The sequence below is a fragment of the Aureimonas endophytica genome (genome assembly GCF_014642635.1).
Classification (GTDB): domain Bacteria; phylum Pseudomonadota; class Alphaproteobacteria; order Rhizobiales; family Rhizobiaceae; genus Plantimonas; species Plantimonas endophytica.
The window spans coordinates 348,882-363,523 of record NZ_BMIQ01000002.1 but is presented as its reverse complement, the minus strand read 5'-3'; the positions used below and the strand labels follow the sequence as shown (position 1 = coordinate 363,523).

The window sequence follows — 14,642 nt, the reverse complement described above, 5'->3', positions numbered from 1 at the left end:
CGCAGGGGCAGTCTTCCTTGCGATCTGCCTGAGCGCGATCGCATCCCTGAATTCTACTGGAATCATCGAACCACAATACGTCTATGTCGTATGTATACTTGCGCTGATCGGCCTGATCGTCTTGGTTCGCGCCCGTCTTGTCCTGGCCGAGAAGGTGAGGACCGGCGAGATCATCGAGCGCGAGCGCCTGCGGCTGATCGGCTGCGACACCCTCACCGGCGCCCTTTCGCGCAACGCCTTCATCGAGCGGCTGCAGGGCATCGTCTATCCGCGCGCCACCGACAAGGCGGTGCTGCTCCTGGTCGATGTCGACCATTTCAAGAGCTTCAACGACGGCTTCGGCCATGCGGCGGGCGACGAGGTGCTGCGCCATATCGTGGCGGTCGCCCGCGAGAGCTTTCCCGAAGCCCATATCGGACGGCTCGGCGGCGACGAATTCGCGATCCTGATGCCGGACGGCGATCTGGAGACCGGCCTGCGCCATGCCGCCGACTTCCTCGCCGGGCTGCGCCGGCCGGCGACGATCGCCGGGCGGCCGATGAGCCTCGGCTGCTCCATCGGCCTCGCGGCCGTGCCCGACCATGCCTGTTTCGTGGACGAGCTGATCGTCAGCGCCGATCTGGCGCTCTACGAGAGCAAGCGGCGCGGGCGCGGCTGCGCCACCGCCTTCGAAGGCGCGATGATGCGCGAGCAGCGGCATCAGCGCTTCATCGAGCGCGAGTTGCGGGCGGCGATCCTGCTCGACGAGCTGGAGCTGCACTACCAGCCGCTGGTCGACGGCGCCGGCCGGACGCTCGGCGTCGAGGCGCTGGTGCGCTGGCGTCATCCGCTGCGGGGCATGATCCCGCCCAACGACTTCGTGCCGATCGCCGAACAGTCGACCCTCATCGACATGCTGGGCGAATGGGTGCTGCGGCGCGCCGCCCGCGACGCGGCCGCGCTGCCGGCCGGCATCGTCAACGTCAATATCTCGGGCGCGCAGCTGCGGCGCGACGCGCTCGTGGCCACGGTCACCTCGGTATTCGCCGAGACCGGCTGCCCGGCGGAGCGCTTCGCCTTCGAGATCACCGAGGGCGTCGCGCTGGCCGCGACGCCGGCGGTGCTCCAGCGCCTCCAGGCGCTGCGCGATCTCGGCGCCCGTGTGATGCTGGACGATTTCGGCAGCGGCAATTGCGGCTTCGCCACGCTGCGCTCCCTCCCCGTCGACGGCATCAAGATCGACCGCAGCTATATCCAGGCGCTGGAGAGCGACCCCGTGGCGGGCATCATCGTCTCGGCGGTCGCCGCGATCGGGCGGGAATGCGATCTGGAAATCGTCGCCGAGGGCATCGAGACGGAGGCGCATTTCACCCTCGCCAAGGCGGCGGGCTGCATGACCTTCCAGGGCTATCGCTTCGGCCGGCCGGCGCCGCTGCGCGAAGGGCCCGCCGTACCGGCGCAGGAGACCCGCGCGCGGCTGCGGGCCTGACGGGATCAGGCCGGATAGATCCGCGCGGCGCCCTCGACCCGAAGGGCCAGGACATCGCCGATCGCCGGGGCGGCGGCGCTCGGCACCTTGAGGCGGATGTCCGGCACGGGCCCGGCCGCGCCGGGCTCCAGAAGCGCGACGCGGATCTCGCTCGCCGGCCCGCCGAACTCGATCGCCACGACGCGCGCCCGCACGGCGTCCGGCCCCGCCTCGGCGGCGGGGGCGACGCGCAGCTGCTCGGGCCGCAGCATCAGGCGGACGGCCCCCGGCGCGCCCTCGCCCTCCGCCGCGATCCGGCCTAGGGCGCACAGGGCGAAGCCGCCGTCGAGGCGCCCCGGCAGAAGAACCGCGTCGCCAAGAAAGGCCGCCGTCGCCGGGTCGCGCGGCTGGAGATAGAGCTGGCGCGGCGCGCCCGTCTGGACGAGCCGCCCGTCGCGCATCACCGCCACTTGGTCGGCGAAGCCGAGCGCCTCGGCCTGATCGTGGGTGACGAGGATGGCGGCGATGCCCTCGCTCGCCAGAAGCTCGGCGACGGTGCGGCGCAGCGCCTCGCGCAACCCCGTGTCGAGCGCCGAGAAGGGCTCGTCGAGCAGCATCAGCTTCGGCCGCCGCGCCAGGGCGCGGGCGAGCGCGACGCGCTGCTGCTGGCCGCCGGACAGCTCGTGCGGCCGCCGGTGCAGCATGCTCCGGTCGAGCTCCACCATGTCGAGAAGGGCGAGAACGCGCGTCCGGCGGTCCGGCGCGCGGCGATCCAGGCCGAAGCCGATATTCTCGGCGACGTCGAGATGGGGAAACAACGCGCCGTCCTGCGAGACGAGGCCGATCGGCCGGCGATGCGGCGGCACGATGGCCGGGCCGTCGCAGAGCAGCGCTCCGCCGAGCCGGACCCGGCCTTCGTCGGGCGCCTCGAAGCCGGCGACGATCCGCATCAGCGTGCTCTTGCCCGAGCCGGACGGGCCGACCACCGCCGTGCGGCTGCCCGGCTCGACGCGCAGATCGACGCCGTCGAGCGCGGTCACCGCGCCGAAGCGCTTGGTGACGGAGTCGAGTTCGAGGAAGCTCATCGGCCGGAGCCCATGCCGGCGCGGGCGATCAGAAGCAGGGTCAGAGGCAAGGAGGCGATCACCATCAGAACCGCATAGGGCGCGGCGGCCACGTAGTCGATCTCGCTGGTCAGCGTCCAGAAGCGCGTCGCGAGGGTTTCCGTGCCGTTCGGCGCGAGCATCAAGGTCGCGGTGAGTTCGGTCGCGATGCCGAGGCCGACGAGGACGGCGCCGGCCGCGGCGCCCGGCGCGGCGAGCCGCAGCGTCACCTGCCGCAGGGCCTCGCCCGGCGTGCGGCCGAGCGCCTGCGCCGCCTCTTCGAGCTGCGCCGGCGCCTGGGCGAGGCTCGGCCGCAGCGCGACGAGGGCGCGCGGCAGGAAGACAAGGACATAGGCGAGGACGAGCGTCGCCATCGTCTGGTAGAGCGGCAGGGCGACCCGCACGGTGATCGCGACGAGCGCGAGGGCGATCACGACGCCCGGCAGCGAGCCGACATAGAGATGCGCCAGCTCGAAGAGCCGCACCAGACGGCCGGGCGCGCGGATCGAGAGCCAGGCGAGCGGAAACACCGCCGCCACCGCGAGAAGGCCGCCGGCAAGCGCCAGGAGGCAGGTCGTGGCGAAGGCCCCGGCGACGCCGCCATCCGTCCAGGCTCCCGCCCCGCCGAGCCAGAGCCAGCGGCCGAGCGTATAGGCGGGAACGCCGAGCGACAGGGCGGCGACGAGGGCGTGAAAGGCGAGGCAGAGGGGCTGGGCGAGGCCGAGCCCAGCCCGGCGCGGCGCGCGCGGGGCGCCGGAGCCGATCCGCGCATAGCGCCGCGTGCCGCGCAGCCGGGCTTCGCCGAGAACGAGAAGCGAGCAGAGCAGGATCAGGACGCCCGCCAGCATGGTCGCCGAAGGCCCGTCGAAGGAGGACTGGAACTGGTCGAAGATCGCGGTCGTGAAGGTGTCGAACCGGATCATGACATAGAGGCCGTATTCGGCGAGGAGATGCAGCGCGACGAGCAGCGCCCCGCCGCAGATCGCGAGGCGGAGCTGCGGCAGGACGACCCGCAGGAAGACGCGCGCCGGCGACAGGCCGAGCGCGGCCGCCGCCTCCTCCAGCGCCGGATCGAGGCGCCGCAGCTGCGCGGCGACGGGCAGATAGAGAAACGGGAAATAGGCGATCACCGACAGGAAGATTGCCGCCGTCAGGCCGTCCATGCGCGGCATGACCGAGATCCAGGCATAGCTCTGCACGAAGGCCGGCACCGCCAGCGGCGCCGCCGCCGCGAAGGACCAGAGACGGGCGCCCTTGAGATCGGTCCGCTCCGTCAGCCAGGCGAGCGCGACGGCGACGGCGATCGTCGGCGGCAGCGCGCCGCCGACGAGAAGCAGGGTATTGATCAGAAGCTCGCCGACGCGCGGCCGCACCAGGAGGTTCACCGCCACGGTCCAGCCGGTCGCCGCGCCGGCGACGAGAACGAAGCCGAGCGGCAGGAGCGCGAAGAGCGACACCAGCCCCGCCGCCGCGTAGAGGCCGAGGCGGAAGGCCGGCAGGCGGCGGCGCCCGCCTGCCCGGAAGCCGGCGCGCGCGGGAGCGGCCGCCGTCCGGCCTGGCGATGTCGTCGAAACGCTCATCGCCCCGCCTAGCGGCCCCGGCGGCGAACCGCAATCGCCATCGTCAGAGAAGGCCGGCGGCCGTCATCAGCTCCACGACCTTCCGGTTGTCGAGCTTGTCCGGCGAGACCTTCGGCGCCTGCAGTTCGGCGAGCGGCACGAGGGCGGGATGGGACGCCGCGCCGTTGCCGATCGCATATTCGAAGGAGGTGCCGGTCTTCAGGATCTCCTGCCCCTTGGGACCGGCGACCCATTTCACGAAGGCCTCCGCCTCGGCCTTCTTCTTGCTGGAGGCGAGAACGCCGGCGCCCGAGACGGAGACGAAGGCGCCCGGATCCTGGTTGCGGAAGTAATGCTGGGCGACATTGGCCGAATTCTCGCCCGTCTTCGCCTGATCGCCGAAATAATAGTAGTGATAGATCACGGCGCCCTCGGCCTCGCCGGCATTCACCGCCTTCATGGCGACGCTGTTGCCCTTGTAGGGCTTGGCATTGGCCTTCATCGCCTTCAGCCAGTCGAGCGTCGCGGCCTCGCCCTTCAGCTCCAGCATGGCGGCGACGATCGCCTGGAAGTCCGCGCCGGTGGGCGAGGCGGCCCAGCGCCCCTTCCAGCTGTCGCCGGCCAGATCCAGGATCGACTTCGGCAGGTCGGCTTCCTTCAGCTTGCGCTTGTCGTAGACGAAGACCGTCGAGCGGGCCGCGACACCCAGCCAATGGCCGTCGACGGGACGGAACTGCTCGGGCACCTCGCTGAGCGTCTCCTGGCTCAAGGGAGCGAAGAGGCCGGCGCGATCGACCAGCGCCATCGCCGGGGAATTCTCGGTGACGAAGACATCGGCCGGCGAATTGGCGCCTTCCTGCACGATCTGGTTGCCGAGTTCGGTGTCGCTGCCCTTGCGCAGCGTCACGGGAATGCCGGTCTCCTTGGTGAAGCCTTCGGCCCAGGCCTTGGTCAGGCTCTCGTGCTGCGCGTTGTAGACGGTGATCCCCTCCTCCGCGAAGGCCCGGCCTCCGATGAGGGCCGCGACCGAAGTCGCCAGCGCCAGGGCGCCGGTCAGGCCGAGTTTGCGCAGTTTCATCCTGTCACCTCTCATGGTATCGCGCCGAGGCGGCGCCGCTGCCCTTTCCATAATATGATTTTACTAGTCAAGTTATCCAGCCAATCAAATGGCAGTCATCTCCTGCCCGCACGGGCTGCATTTCATGTTGACATCGGCGCGAAGTCCGTTCCGGCATTGAGGATTGTTTAAATCACTGAGCGTAATCTCCTCCTACCTCGAGCCATCGTGGTTAAGGAAGGGCGATTCAAGGACCATGTTCGATCTCCTATCGACGGATTCCCGCCAGATTCTCGCCGCCCTCGATCTTTCGATGGCGACCATCGAATTCGACATGGACGGCAAGATCCTTTCCGCCAACAAGAACTTCTGCGATCTTATGGAATACGCGCCGGCGGAGATCGTCGGCCAGCATCACCGGATCTTCGTCGATCCCGAGGAGGCTCGCTCGCCCGCCTATACCGCCTTCTGGGACAAGCTGCGCCGGGGCGAATTCGAATGCAGCGAGTTCAAGCGCATCGGCAAGAACGGCAAAGAGGTCTTCATTCGCGGCAACTACAACCCGATCCGCAACGGACGCGGTCGCGTCGTCAAGGTCGTGAAGTTCTGCAACGACATCACCGAGACCAAGCGCTCGCAGGTCCGCAACGCGGCGCTGATGGATGCGGTGAACCGGGCGCAGGCGGTGATCGAGTTCAAGATCGACGGCACGATCGTCGCGGCGAACGCCAATTTCCTCGGCGCCCTCGGCTATACGGCCGAGGAGGTCGCCGGCCGGCACCACCGGATGTTCGTCGAGACCGCCTATGCCAATTCGGCGGATTACGAGGCGTTCTGGGCGAAGCTGCGGAGCGGCCAGTTCGTGGCGGACGAGTTCAAGCGCATCGGCAAGGGCGGGCGCGAGGTCTTCATTCAGGCCTCCTACAACCCGATCTTCGATTTCGACGGCAATGTGGACCGGGTGGTGAAGTTCGCCTCCGACGTGACGCCGCGCGTCCATGCCGTGCAGCGGCTCGGCCAGGCGCTGGACGCGCTCGCCCATGGCGATCTGGCGAGCCGGATCGAGGAGCGCTTCATTCCGGCCCTCGACCCGATCCGCATGAACTTCAACGCCTCGGTCGAGACGTTGCAAAACGCGATGCGCACGGTCGAGCAGAACGCGCGGATGATCGAGACGGGCACGGATCAGATCCGCGCCGCCTCGGACGACCTCGCCGGCCGCACCGAACAGCAGGCGGCGGCGGTGGAGGAGACCTCGGCGGCGCTCGCCGAGATGACGGAAGGCGTGCGCCGCTCCAGCCGCCGGGCCGAGGAGGCCGGGGATCTCGTCGCCCGCACCAAGACCGAGGCGCAGCAGTCGGGCAATATCGTCACCCAGGCCGTCGCGGCGATGGGCAAGATCGAGGCCTCGTCCGGCAAGATCGGCAATATCATCGGCGTCATCGACGAGATCGCCTTCCAGACGAACCTTCTGGCGCTGAATGCCGGCGTCGAGGCGGCGCGCGCCGGCGAGGCGGGCAAGGGCTTCGCGGTCGTCGCGCAGGAAGTGCGCGGGCTCGCCCAGCGCTCGGCGGAAGCCGCCAAAAAGATCAAGGATCTCATCTCGACCTCCTCGGCGCAGGTCGAAGAGGGTGTGGAACTCGTCGGCAAGGCCGGCTCGGCGCTCGGCGGCATCGTCGAGAAGGTCGCCGAGATCAACAGCCATGTCGAGGCGATCGTCGAGGCGGCGCGCATGCAGGCCTCCGGCCTCGGCGAGATCAATGTCGCCGTCGGCACGCTGGACAAGGGCACGCAGCAGAACGCGGCGATGGTGGAGGAATCCTCGGCCGCCTGCAACGAACTGTTCCAGGAGGTCAGCACGCTGAACGCGCTTCTGGCGAAGTTCCAGCTCGGCGGTCCCGGCCACGGCACCCGCCCGGGCGACCGACGCATGGCGGGCTCTCCGGCCCGCGACCTGCAGGCGCGAGTCGCCGGCGCCTTCTGAAGTCCCGGCGCGGCGCGCGAAGGAAGCGCACCGCGCCGTCCGGTCAGTAGGTCTCCGGAACGTAGAGTTCCGGCGGCACCGGATGGCGGACATAGTCGGCGTGATGGACGCGCGGCGGCAGGGTGACCGCCTCCTGCTCGACCTCGGCATAGGGGATCTGCGACAGGAGATGGGCGATGCAGTTGAGCCGCGCCCGCTTCTTGTCGTTCGCCTCGATCAGCCACCAGCGCGCCTCGGGAATATGGGTGCGCTCCAGCATCGACTCCTTGGCGCGGGTATAGTCCTCCCAGCGGCGCCGGCTCTCGACATCCATCGGCGAGAGCTTCCAGCGCTTCAGCGGATCGTTGATCCGCATGGAGAAGCGGAACTGCTGCTCGGCATCGGTGATCGAGAACCAGTACTTGATAAGGACGATGCCGGAGCGCACCAGCATGCGCTCGAAATCCGGCACGGAGCGGAAGAACTCCTCCACCTCGTCCTCGCTGCAGAAGCCCATCACCCGCTCGACGCCGGCGCGGTTGTACCAGGAGCGGTCGAACAGCACCATTTCGCCGGCCGAGGGCAGATGCGCGACATAGCGCTGGAAGTACCATTGGCTGCGCTCGCGCGGGCTCGGCGCCGGCAGGGCGACGACGCGGCAGACGCGCGGATTGAGCCGCTGGGTGATGCGCTTGATCGCACCGCCCTTGCCGGCCGAATCGCGCCCCTCGAACAGGACGACCACCTTCAGGCCCTTGGCCTGGATCCAGTCCTGGAGGCGGACGAGCTCGCGCTGGAGCCGGAAGAGCTCGCGGAAATAGAGGCGGCGGTCGAAGCCGCTGCCCGGCTCGGCGGAGGAGAGCTCGTCGAGCGTCTCCTCGTCCAGCGAAAGCTCCAGCTCCTCGTCGAAGGAATCGGCGATCTCCTCGCGCAGCCGGTCGAACTCGAAGGCGGAACTGCGTTGGGTCTCGTCCGTCATGGCCGGGTCTCCTCAAGGTCCGACGAAGGGGATGCGCGGTTTGGATTGCAAGAATGTGACAAGGCCCGGTGGCGGCAAGCGGGCGCCGCGAAGGAGGCCGAGGCCCGCCCCGGCGAATTTGCAGAGCGGCCATGTCCTGTTTTACGGCGTGGCCCGTTTGTTTGTGACAGGATCAGGCCCTAAGGGCATGATGGTTCAGTGAATATGGAGTTCGGAATGTCCCGCCTGCAGGAAGTCGCGATCACGGTGAGCGCCCTGGCCGCCCCCGGCATGAAGCCGAAGGCGCTGATCGCGGCGGTGAAGGAGCGGCATCCGGGCATCTCGAAGAAGGACGTGGTGCGGGCGGCCTTCTACGCGCTGACGAGCGGCGCCGCCAAGGATCCGGAACAGGCCGACCGCCTGCACGACTTCGCCCTGAAGGAGCGCGGCCAGCCGGAGGAGAGCCCCTCGCCCGAGCCGGCGGCGAAGCGCGAGCGGCGCCGGAAGAAGAAGGGCGGCGAGGCCGCGACGGAAACGGCGGCCGAAGCCGGGGCCTGAGCGCGCCGGCCGACCGTCGCGATCGGCCTCCCCCGCCTGCCGTTTCGCGCATTTCCCGGATGGCCGCGCGGGCGTGGCCGCCCCGACCGTGTTCCCAAGGAACATCCTTTGCCGGGCAGCGATTGCCGCATCGCAACAAGCTGGACGGAAAAAGTCATACGATATTATGAATAGGGTCAGCATCGGCTGGGAGGCCGATGGCGAAGGTCTTGGGAGGATAATTCATGACATCCTGGAAGTTCCGGGTTGGCGTCGCCATGGCGGCCGCCATGCTGGCCTCGTCCGCCTATGCGGCGGACATGACGGTCGGCTTCTCGCAGATCGGCTCCGAATCCGGCTGGCGCGCCGCCGAGACCTCGGTGACCAAGAGCGAGGCGAAGAAGCGCGGCGTCGACCTGAAATTCGCCGATGCCCAGCAGAAGCAGGAAAACCAGATCAAGGCGATCCGCACCTTCATCGCGCAAGGGGTCGACGCGATCCTCGTCGCGCCCGTCGTCGCCACCGGCTGGGACGCGGTGCTGAAGGAAGCGAAGGAAGCCGAGATCCCCGTCGTGCTGCTCGACCGCCAGATCGACGCGCCGGACTCGCTCTACCTCACCGCCGTCACCTCCGATCAGGTGCACGAGGGCAAGGTCGCCGGCGACTGGCTGGTGAAGACGGTCGGCTCCAAGGCCTGCAACGTCGTCGAACTCCAGGGCACGACCGGCTCCTCGCCGGCGATCAACCGCAAGAAGGGCTTCGAGCAGGCGCTCGCCGGCCATGACAACGTCAAGATCGTCAAGAGCCAGACCGGCGACTTCACCCGCACCAAGGGCAAGGAAGTGATGGAGAGCTTCATCAAGTCCTCCAATGGCGGCAAGGACATCTGCGCGCTCTACGCCCATAACGACGACATGGCGGTCGGCGCCATCCAGGCGATCAAGGAAGCCGGCCTGAAGCCCGGCACGGACATTCTCGTCGTCTCGATCGACGCCGTGCCGGACATCTTCCAGGCCATGGCGAAGGGCGAGGCGAACGCCACCGTCGAGCTGACGCCGAACATGGCGGGCCCCGCCTTCGACGCGCTCGAGAAGTACAAGAAGGACAAGGCCGCGCCGGCCAAGTGGATCCAGACCGAGTCCAAGCTCTATACCCAGGCCGACGATCCGATGAAGGTCTACGAGGAGAAGAAGGGCCTCGGCTACTGACGACCCGCTCCGCCGCCCCCGCGCCGAACCGGCCCGGGGGCGGCCTCCCCGCCTGCCAAGTCAGCGGAGACGGCATGCCCTCCGAACATCCCCTTCTGCGCGTTTCCGGCGTCTCGAAGTCGTTTCTCGGCATCGCGGCGCTCAGCGACATCGACCTGACCCTCCAGCGCGGCGAGATCCACGCGCTGCTCGGCGAGAACGGCGCCGGCAAGTCGACGCTGATCAAGATCATCACCGGCGTCTATCGCCGCGACGGCGGCGAGATCGCCCTGGAGGGCCGGCCGATCGATCCGCGCCATGTCGAGGAGGCGCAGGCCCTCGGCATCGGCACGGTCTATCAGGAGGTCAATCTCCTGCCGAACCTCTCGGTGGCGGAGAACCTCCTGCTCGGGCGCGAGCCGCGCCGCTTCGGCCTCACCGACATCCGCCGCATGCGGAAGATGACGCGCGAGATCCTGGCGCGCTACGGTCTCGACCTCGATCCCGCGACGCCGCTCGCCGCCCATTCGGTGGCGGTGCAGCAGCTCGTCGCCATCGCCCGCGCCGTGGAACTTTCCGGCAAGGTTCTGATCCTCGACGAGCCCACCGCCTCGCTCGACGCGGCCGAGGTGGCGCGGCTCTTCGGCGTGATGCGGGCCCTGCGGGACCAGGGCCTCGCGATCGTCTTCATCACCCATTTCCTCGACCAGGTCTTCGCCGTCGCCGACCGCGTCACGGTGCTGCGCAACGGCCGGGGCGTCGGCAGCCGCGACATCGCCGGCCTGTCGCGACTCGACATCGTGAAGATGATGCTCGGGCGCGAACTGAAGGAGGAGACCCTCGCCGAAGCGCGCGCGGCGCCGGTGGCGGCGGGCGAGCCGGAGATCCGCTTTCGCGGCTTCGGCCGGCGCACGAGCGTCAAGCCCTTCGATCTCGGCATCCGCCGGGGCGAGGTCGTCGGCATCGCCGGCCTGCTCGGCTCCGGCCGCACCGAGACCGCGCGCCTCCTCTTCGGCGTCGACCGGGCCGATTCCGGCGAGGCGAGCGTCGACGGGCGGACGGTCGCGCTGAACTCGCCGCGCGACGCGATCGCGGCGGGCTTCGGCTTCTGCCCGGAGGAGCGCAAGACCGACGGCATCATCGCCGATCTCTCGGTGCGCGAGAATCTGGTCCTAGCCCTCCAGGCGCGGCGCGGCTGGACGAAGCCCCTGTCGCGGGCCGAGCAGGTCGAACTGACCGACCGCTATATCCGGGCGCTCGACATCCGCACCTCCGACCGCGAGAAGCCGATCAAGTTCCTGTCCGGCGGCAACCAGCAGAAGGTGCTGCTCGCCCGCTGGCTCGTCACCCATCCGCGCTTCCTGATCCTCGACGAGCCGACGCGCGGCATCGATGTCGGGGCGCATGCCGAGATCATCCGCCTCATCAAGGAACTCTGCGACGAGGGCATGGCGCTGCTCGTCATCTCCTCCGAGCTGGAGGAGCTCGCGGCCTATTCGCGCCGCATCGTCGTCTGCTCGGAGCGCGCGCATGTCGCCGAGCTTGTCGGCGAGGCGGTGACGCCGGACCGCATCATGGCGGCGATCGCCGCGCCGGAAGCGAAGGAAGCGGCGCTATGATGGGACGTCTCGCCCCCGGCCTGCGCCGGCTCGGGCCCCAGCTCGCCGTGCTCGGCGCGGTGCTCGTGCTGAACGGCCTCCTGTTTCCCGGCTTCTTCGACGTCGTCGTCCAGAACGGCCGGCTCTATGGCAGCCTGATCGACGTCCTCAACCGCGGCGCGCCGGTGGCGATTCTCGCCATCGGCATGACGCTGGTCATCGCGACGCGCGGCATCGACCTCTCGGTCGGCGCGGTGATGGCGATCTGCGGCGCCGTCGGCGCGTCGCTGGTGGCGGAGGGCACGCCGCTCTTCGCGACGCTCGCCGCCGTTCTCGGCCTCGGCCTCGTCTGCGGCCTCTGGAACGGGTTCCTCGTCGCCGTCCTCGACATCCAGCCGATCATCGCGACGCTGATCCTGATGGTGGCCGGGCGCGGCATCGCGCAGCTCGTGACGGAAGGCGTCATCCTCACCTTCAACGATCCGGGCTTCGCCTTCATCGGCAGCGGCGCCTTCGCCGGCCTGCCGCTGCCGGTCCTCATCTTTCTCGGCCTCGGCCTGCTCGCGACGCTCATCGTCCGCCGCACGGCGCTCGGCCTCCTCATCGAGGCGGTCGGCATCAACCGCCAGGCCTCGACGCTGGCGGGCCTCAACGCGGTGGTCATCCTCTTCGCCGCCTATGCGGCGAGCGGCGTCTGCGCCGCCGTCGCCGGCACGATCGCGACCGCCGACATCCGCGGCGCCGACGCCAACAATGCCGGCCTCTGGCTGGAGCTCGACGCCATCCTCGCCGTCGTCATCGGCGGCAACTCGCTCTTCGGCGGCCGCTTCTCGATCCTCGCCTCGCTGATCGGGGCGATGATCATCCAGGCGGTCAATACCGGCATTCTCCTTTCCGGCTTCCCGCCGGAATTCAATCTGGTGATCAAGGCCGGGATCATCATCCTCATCCTCGTCATCCAGTCGCCGGCGAGCCGCACCGTCCTCGCCTTTCTGGCGCCCCGGCGGCGCGAGCCGGCGATCCGTACCAGGGAAGCGGCGGAATGAGCCTGAAGTCGAAATATCTGCCGCTGGCGACGACGCTCGTCATCTTCGTCCTCGCCTATGCAGCCTGCATCGCGCAGTTCCCGAACATGGCCTCGACGCGGGTCGTCGGCAATCTCCTCACCGACAACGCCTTTCTCGGCATCGCCGCCGTCGGCATGACCTTCGTCATCCTGTCCGGCGGCATCGATCTGTCGATCGGCTCGGTGATCGCCTTCACCGGCGTCTTCATCGCCGTGATCCTGCGCGAGACCAGCCTCCACCCGCTCGTCGTCTTCGCCCTCGCGCTCGCCGTCACCACGGGCTACGGCGCGCTGATGGGCGCGATCATCCATTATCTGCGGATGCCGGCCTTCATCGTCACGCTCGCCGGCATGTTCTTCGCGCGCGGCATGGCCTTCATGCTCTCCGTCGATTCCGTGCCGATCTCCCATCCCTTCTTCGACACGCTGCAGAGCCTCTACTTCCGCATGGCCGGCGGCGGGCGGCTGACCTTCGTCGGCCTCCTGATGCTCGCCACCTTCGTCGTCGGCGCCGTCGTCGCGCAACGCACCCGCTTCGGCACGAATGTCTATGCCCTTGGCGGCAACAGCCAGTCGGCCGAGCTGATGGGCGTGCCGATCGCCCGCACGACGATCGGCATCTACGCCCTCTCCGGCTTCCTGTCGGGCCTGTCCGGCATCGTCTTCGCGCTCTATACGTCGGCCGGCTACTCGCTGTCGGCCGTCGGCGTCGAGCTCGACGCCATCGCGGCGGTGGTGATCGGCGGGACGCTGCTCACCGGTGGCTCCGGCTTCGTGCTCGGCACGCTGATCGGCGTTCTGATCCAGGGGCTGATCCAGACCTATATCGTGTTCGACGGCACCCTCTCCTCCTGGTGGACGAAGATCGTGATCGGCATCCTCCTCTTCGCCTTCATCGTCCTGCAGCGCGCCGTGCTCTGGCTCTCGGCGCGGCGGCCAATGCCGAGCCGGGCGAGCGAGGCGCGGATCACGGCATGAGCGAGCGGTGAGTCTCCTCGAAACCACGATCGCCGGCCAGCGGCGCGGCAACGGCCATGCCCAGGTCGTGGACGAGCTCGGCCGCGCCATCGTCTCCGGCCGCTACGAGGTCGGCTCGATCCTGCCGGGCGACGACGAGCTCTGCGCCCATTTCGGCTTTTCCCGCACGGTCCTGCGCGAGGCGATGAAGACGCTGGCGGCGAAGAACCTCGTCCAGCCGAAGGCGCGCGTCGGCACGCGCATCCTGGAGAAGAGCCGCTGGAACCTCTTCGACAGCGACGTCCTCGCCTGGCGCTTCGAGGCGGGGCTGGACGAGGACCTCCTCGTCCATCTCGGCGAGATCCGCGCCGCCTTCGAGCCGGAGGCCGCAGCGCTCGCCGCGCGCCGCGCCGATCCCGCCGACGTCGCCCGGCTCTACGAGATCGCCCGGCGCCTCGCCGATCCGTCCCACAACAAGGCGAGCATCGCCAAGGTCGATCTCGAATTCCACCTCGCCATCGCCGAGGTGTCGAAGAACCCCTTCATGCTGTCGATCTCCAGCCTGATCGAGGCGGCGCTGGCGATCTCCTTCAAGTTGAGCTCGCCCGCCTCCGACCCGGTGCTGATCTCCGAATGCGCCGCGAACCATCTGGCGATCGTCGACGCCATCGCGGCGGGCGACGAGCGGGCGACGCGCGCCGCGATGCTGACCGTCATCGGCGTCGGCGTCGACCGGACACGGCGGGCGCTCCGCCTCGGCTCATGAGGCGGCCGACAGCACGCTGCGGATGGCGAAGCTCGAATTGATGCGCGACACGCCGGGCAGGCGCGACAGCACCTCCTTGTGGATGCGCTCGTAGTCCCCCGCCCCGTTCGCCTCGACGCGCAGGAGATAGTCCTCCTCGCCGGTCATCAGATAGCATTCGCGGATCTCCGGATGCTTCAGGACATCCGCCTCGAAGCGGTTCAGCGCCTCCTCCGTCTGCTTCTCCAGGCTGATGCGCACGATCACCACATGCGCGTCGCGCGCCCCCGCGACGAGCGCCGTATAGCCCCGGATCGTCCCCACCTCCTCCAGGATCTGGACACGGCGCAGGCAGGCGGACGGCGACAGGCCGACCTCGGCCGCGAGCTGCACGTTGCTGATCCGGGCATTGCGCCGCAGCACCTTGAGGATGGCCCGGTCGAGCTTGTCGAGGTCTGCCAAAAA

At 68.9% G+C, this 14,642-nt stretch carries 13 protein-coding genes; 8 read left to right on the top strand and 5 right to left on the bottom strand.

Annotation, left to right across the window (positions count from 1 at the left end; translation table 11 throughout):
- Positions 1–121 precede the first annotated feature (121 nt).
- On the top strand, positions 122–1,468 hold the full coding sequence (locus tag IEY14_RS08000; protein WP_188907687.1) for a putative bifunctional diguanylate cyclase/phosphodiesterase: 1,347 nt from the start codon (positions 122–124) through the stop codon (positions 1,466–1,468).
- A gap of 5 nt (positions 1,469–1,473) precedes the next feature.
- On the opposite strand, the gene IEY14_RS07995 is transcribed toward IEY14_RS08000, so the two are convergent.
- Genes IEY14_RS07995 through IEY14_RS07985 form a run of 3 tightly spaced genes read right to left on the bottom strand, consistent with a single transcriptional unit; the run spans position 1,474 to position 5,187 of the window.
- Positions 1,474–2,532 carry an ABC transporter ATP-binding protein gene (locus IEY14_RS07995; RefSeq protein WP_188907686.1) on the bottom strand — a complete coding sequence of 353 codons (1,059 nt, stop codon included), beginning with the start codon at positions 2,530–2,532 and terminating at the stop codon, positions 1,474–1,476.
- Positions 2,529–4,130 carry an ABC transporter permease gene (locus IEY14_RS07990; RefSeq protein WP_188907685.1) on the bottom strand — a complete coding sequence of 534 codons (1,602 nt, stop codon included), beginning with the start codon at positions 4,128–4,130 and terminating at the stop codon, positions 2,529–2,531. Before IEY14_RS07990 ends, IEY14_RS07995 begins: the two co-directional genes overlap by 4 nt.
- 43 nt (positions 4,131–4,173) lie before the next feature.
- Positions 4,174–5,187 carry an iron ABC transporter substrate-binding protein gene (locus IEY14_RS07985; protein WP_188907684.1) on the bottom strand — a complete coding sequence of 338 codons (1,014 nt, stop codon included), beginning with the start codon at positions 5,185–5,187 and terminating at the stop codon, positions 4,174–4,176.
- A 235-nt stretch (positions 5,188–5,422) separates the two neighbouring features.
- On the opposite strand from IEY14_RS07985, the gene IEY14_RS07980 reads away from it, so the two are divergent.
- Entirely contained in the window at positions 5,423–7,150 is a 1,728-nt protein-coding gene (locus IEY14_RS07980) for a methyl-accepting chemotaxis protein (protein WP_188907683.1), read from the top strand.
- Positions 7,151–7,193: 43 nt separating this feature from the next.
- Here IEY14_RS07980 and ppk2 read toward each other — a convergent pair whose 3' ends face one another.
- Entirely contained in the window at positions 7,194–8,108 is a 915-nt protein-coding gene (gene ppk2, locus IEY14_RS07975) for a polyphosphate kinase 2 (protein ID WP_188907682.1), read from the bottom strand.
- A gap of 216 nt (positions 8,109–8,324) precedes the next feature.
- Between ppk2 and IEY14_RS07970 the strand changes: the two genes are divergently transcribed.
- The 6 genes from IEY14_RS07970 (at position 8,325) to IEY14_RS07945 (ending at position 14,198) form a co-directional block, all read left to right on the top strand.
- A complete protein-coding gene (locus tag IEY14_RS07970; RefSeq protein ID WP_244639386.1) occupies positions 8,325–8,645 on the top strand; it encodes a hypothetical protein in 321 nt (106 codons plus the stop codon).
- A 224-nt stretch (positions 8,646–8,869) separates the two neighbouring features.
- Positions 8,870–9,832 (top strand): galactofuranose ABC transporter, galactofuranose-binding protein YtfQ, encoded by a 963-nt coding sequence (gene ytfQ, locus IEY14_RS07965; RefSeq protein WP_188907681.1) that lies wholly within the window; start codon positions 8,870–8,872, stop codon positions 9,830–9,832.
- A gap of 74 nt (positions 9,833–9,906) precedes the next feature.
- On the top strand, positions 9,907–11,430 hold the full coding sequence (locus IEY14_RS07960) for a sugar ABC transporter ATP-binding protein (RefSeq protein ID WP_188907680.1): 1,524 nt from the start codon (positions 9,907–9,909) through the stop codon (positions 11,428–11,430).
- On the top strand, positions 11,427–12,455 hold the full coding sequence (locus IEY14_RS07955; RefSeq protein WP_373288935.1) for an ABC transporter permease: 1,029 nt from the start codon (positions 11,427–11,429) through the stop codon (positions 12,453–12,455). The genes IEY14_RS07960 and IEY14_RS07955 overlap by 4 nt, the downstream gene beginning before the upstream one ends.
- A gap of 2 nt (positions 12,456–12,457) precedes the next feature.
- Positions 12,458–13,453 carry a galactofuranose ABC transporter, permease protein YjfF gene (yjfF, locus tag IEY14_RS07950; RefSeq protein ID WP_188908108.1) on the top strand — a complete coding sequence of 332 codons (996 nt, stop codon included), beginning with the start codon at positions 12,458–12,460 and terminating at the stop codon, positions 13,451–13,453.
- Between the two features lie 7 nt (positions 13,454–13,460).
- Positions 13,461–14,198 carry a FadR/GntR family transcriptional regulator gene (locus IEY14_RS07945; RefSeq protein WP_188907679.1) on the top strand — a complete coding sequence of 246 codons (738 nt, stop codon included), beginning with the start codon at positions 13,461–13,463 and terminating at the stop codon, positions 14,196–14,198.
- Here IEY14_RS07945 and IEY14_RS07940 read toward each other — a convergent pair.
- Positions 14,193–14,639 carry an Lrp/AsnC family transcriptional regulator gene (locus IEY14_RS07940; protein ID WP_188907678.1) on the bottom strand — a complete coding sequence of 149 codons (447 nt, stop codon included), beginning with the start codon at positions 14,637–14,639 and terminating at the stop codon, positions 14,193–14,195. The genes IEY14_RS07945 and IEY14_RS07940 overlap by 6 nt on opposite strands.
- Positions 14,640–14,642: the final 3 nt, after the last annotated feature.

Bases quoted from the DNA above. Each gene is read 5' to 3' on its own strand.
- IEY14_RS07995 (WP_188907686.1), bottom strand. From the start codon at position 2,532: ATGAGCTTCCTCGAACTCGACTCCGTCACCAAGCGCTTCGGCGCGGTG.
- IEY14_RS07990 (WP_188907685.1), bottom strand. From the start codon at position 4,130: ATGAGCGTTTCGACGACATCGCCAGGCCGGACGGCGGCCGCTCCCGCG.
- IEY14_RS07985 (WP_188907684.1), bottom strand. From the start codon at position 5,187: ATGAAACTGCGCAAACTCGGCCTGACCGGCGCCCTGGCGCTGGCGACT.
- IEY14_RS07980 (WP_188907683.1), top strand. From the start codon at position 5,423: ATGTTCGATCTCCTATCGACGGATTCCCGCCAGATTCTCGCCGCCCTC.
- ppk2 (WP_188907682.1), bottom strand. From the start codon at position 8,108: ATGACGGACGAGACCCAACGCAGTTCCGCCTTCGAGTTCGACCGGCTG.
- IEY14_RS07970 (WP_244639386.1), top strand. From the start codon at position 8,325: ATGTCCCGCCTGCAGGAAGTCGCGATCACGGTGAGCGCCCTGGCCGCC.
- ytfQ (WP_188907681.1), top strand. From the start codon at position 8,870: ATGACATCCTGGAAGTTCCGGGTTGGCGTCGCCATGGCGGCCGCCATG.
- IEY14_RS07960 (WP_188907680.1), top strand. From the start codon at position 9,907: ATGCCCTCCGAACATCCCCTTCTGCGCGTTTCCGGCGTCTCGAAGTCG.
- IEY14_RS07955 (WP_373288935.1), top strand. From the start codon at position 11,427: ATGATGGGACGTCTCGCCCCCGGCCTGCGCCGGCTCGGGCCCCAGCTC.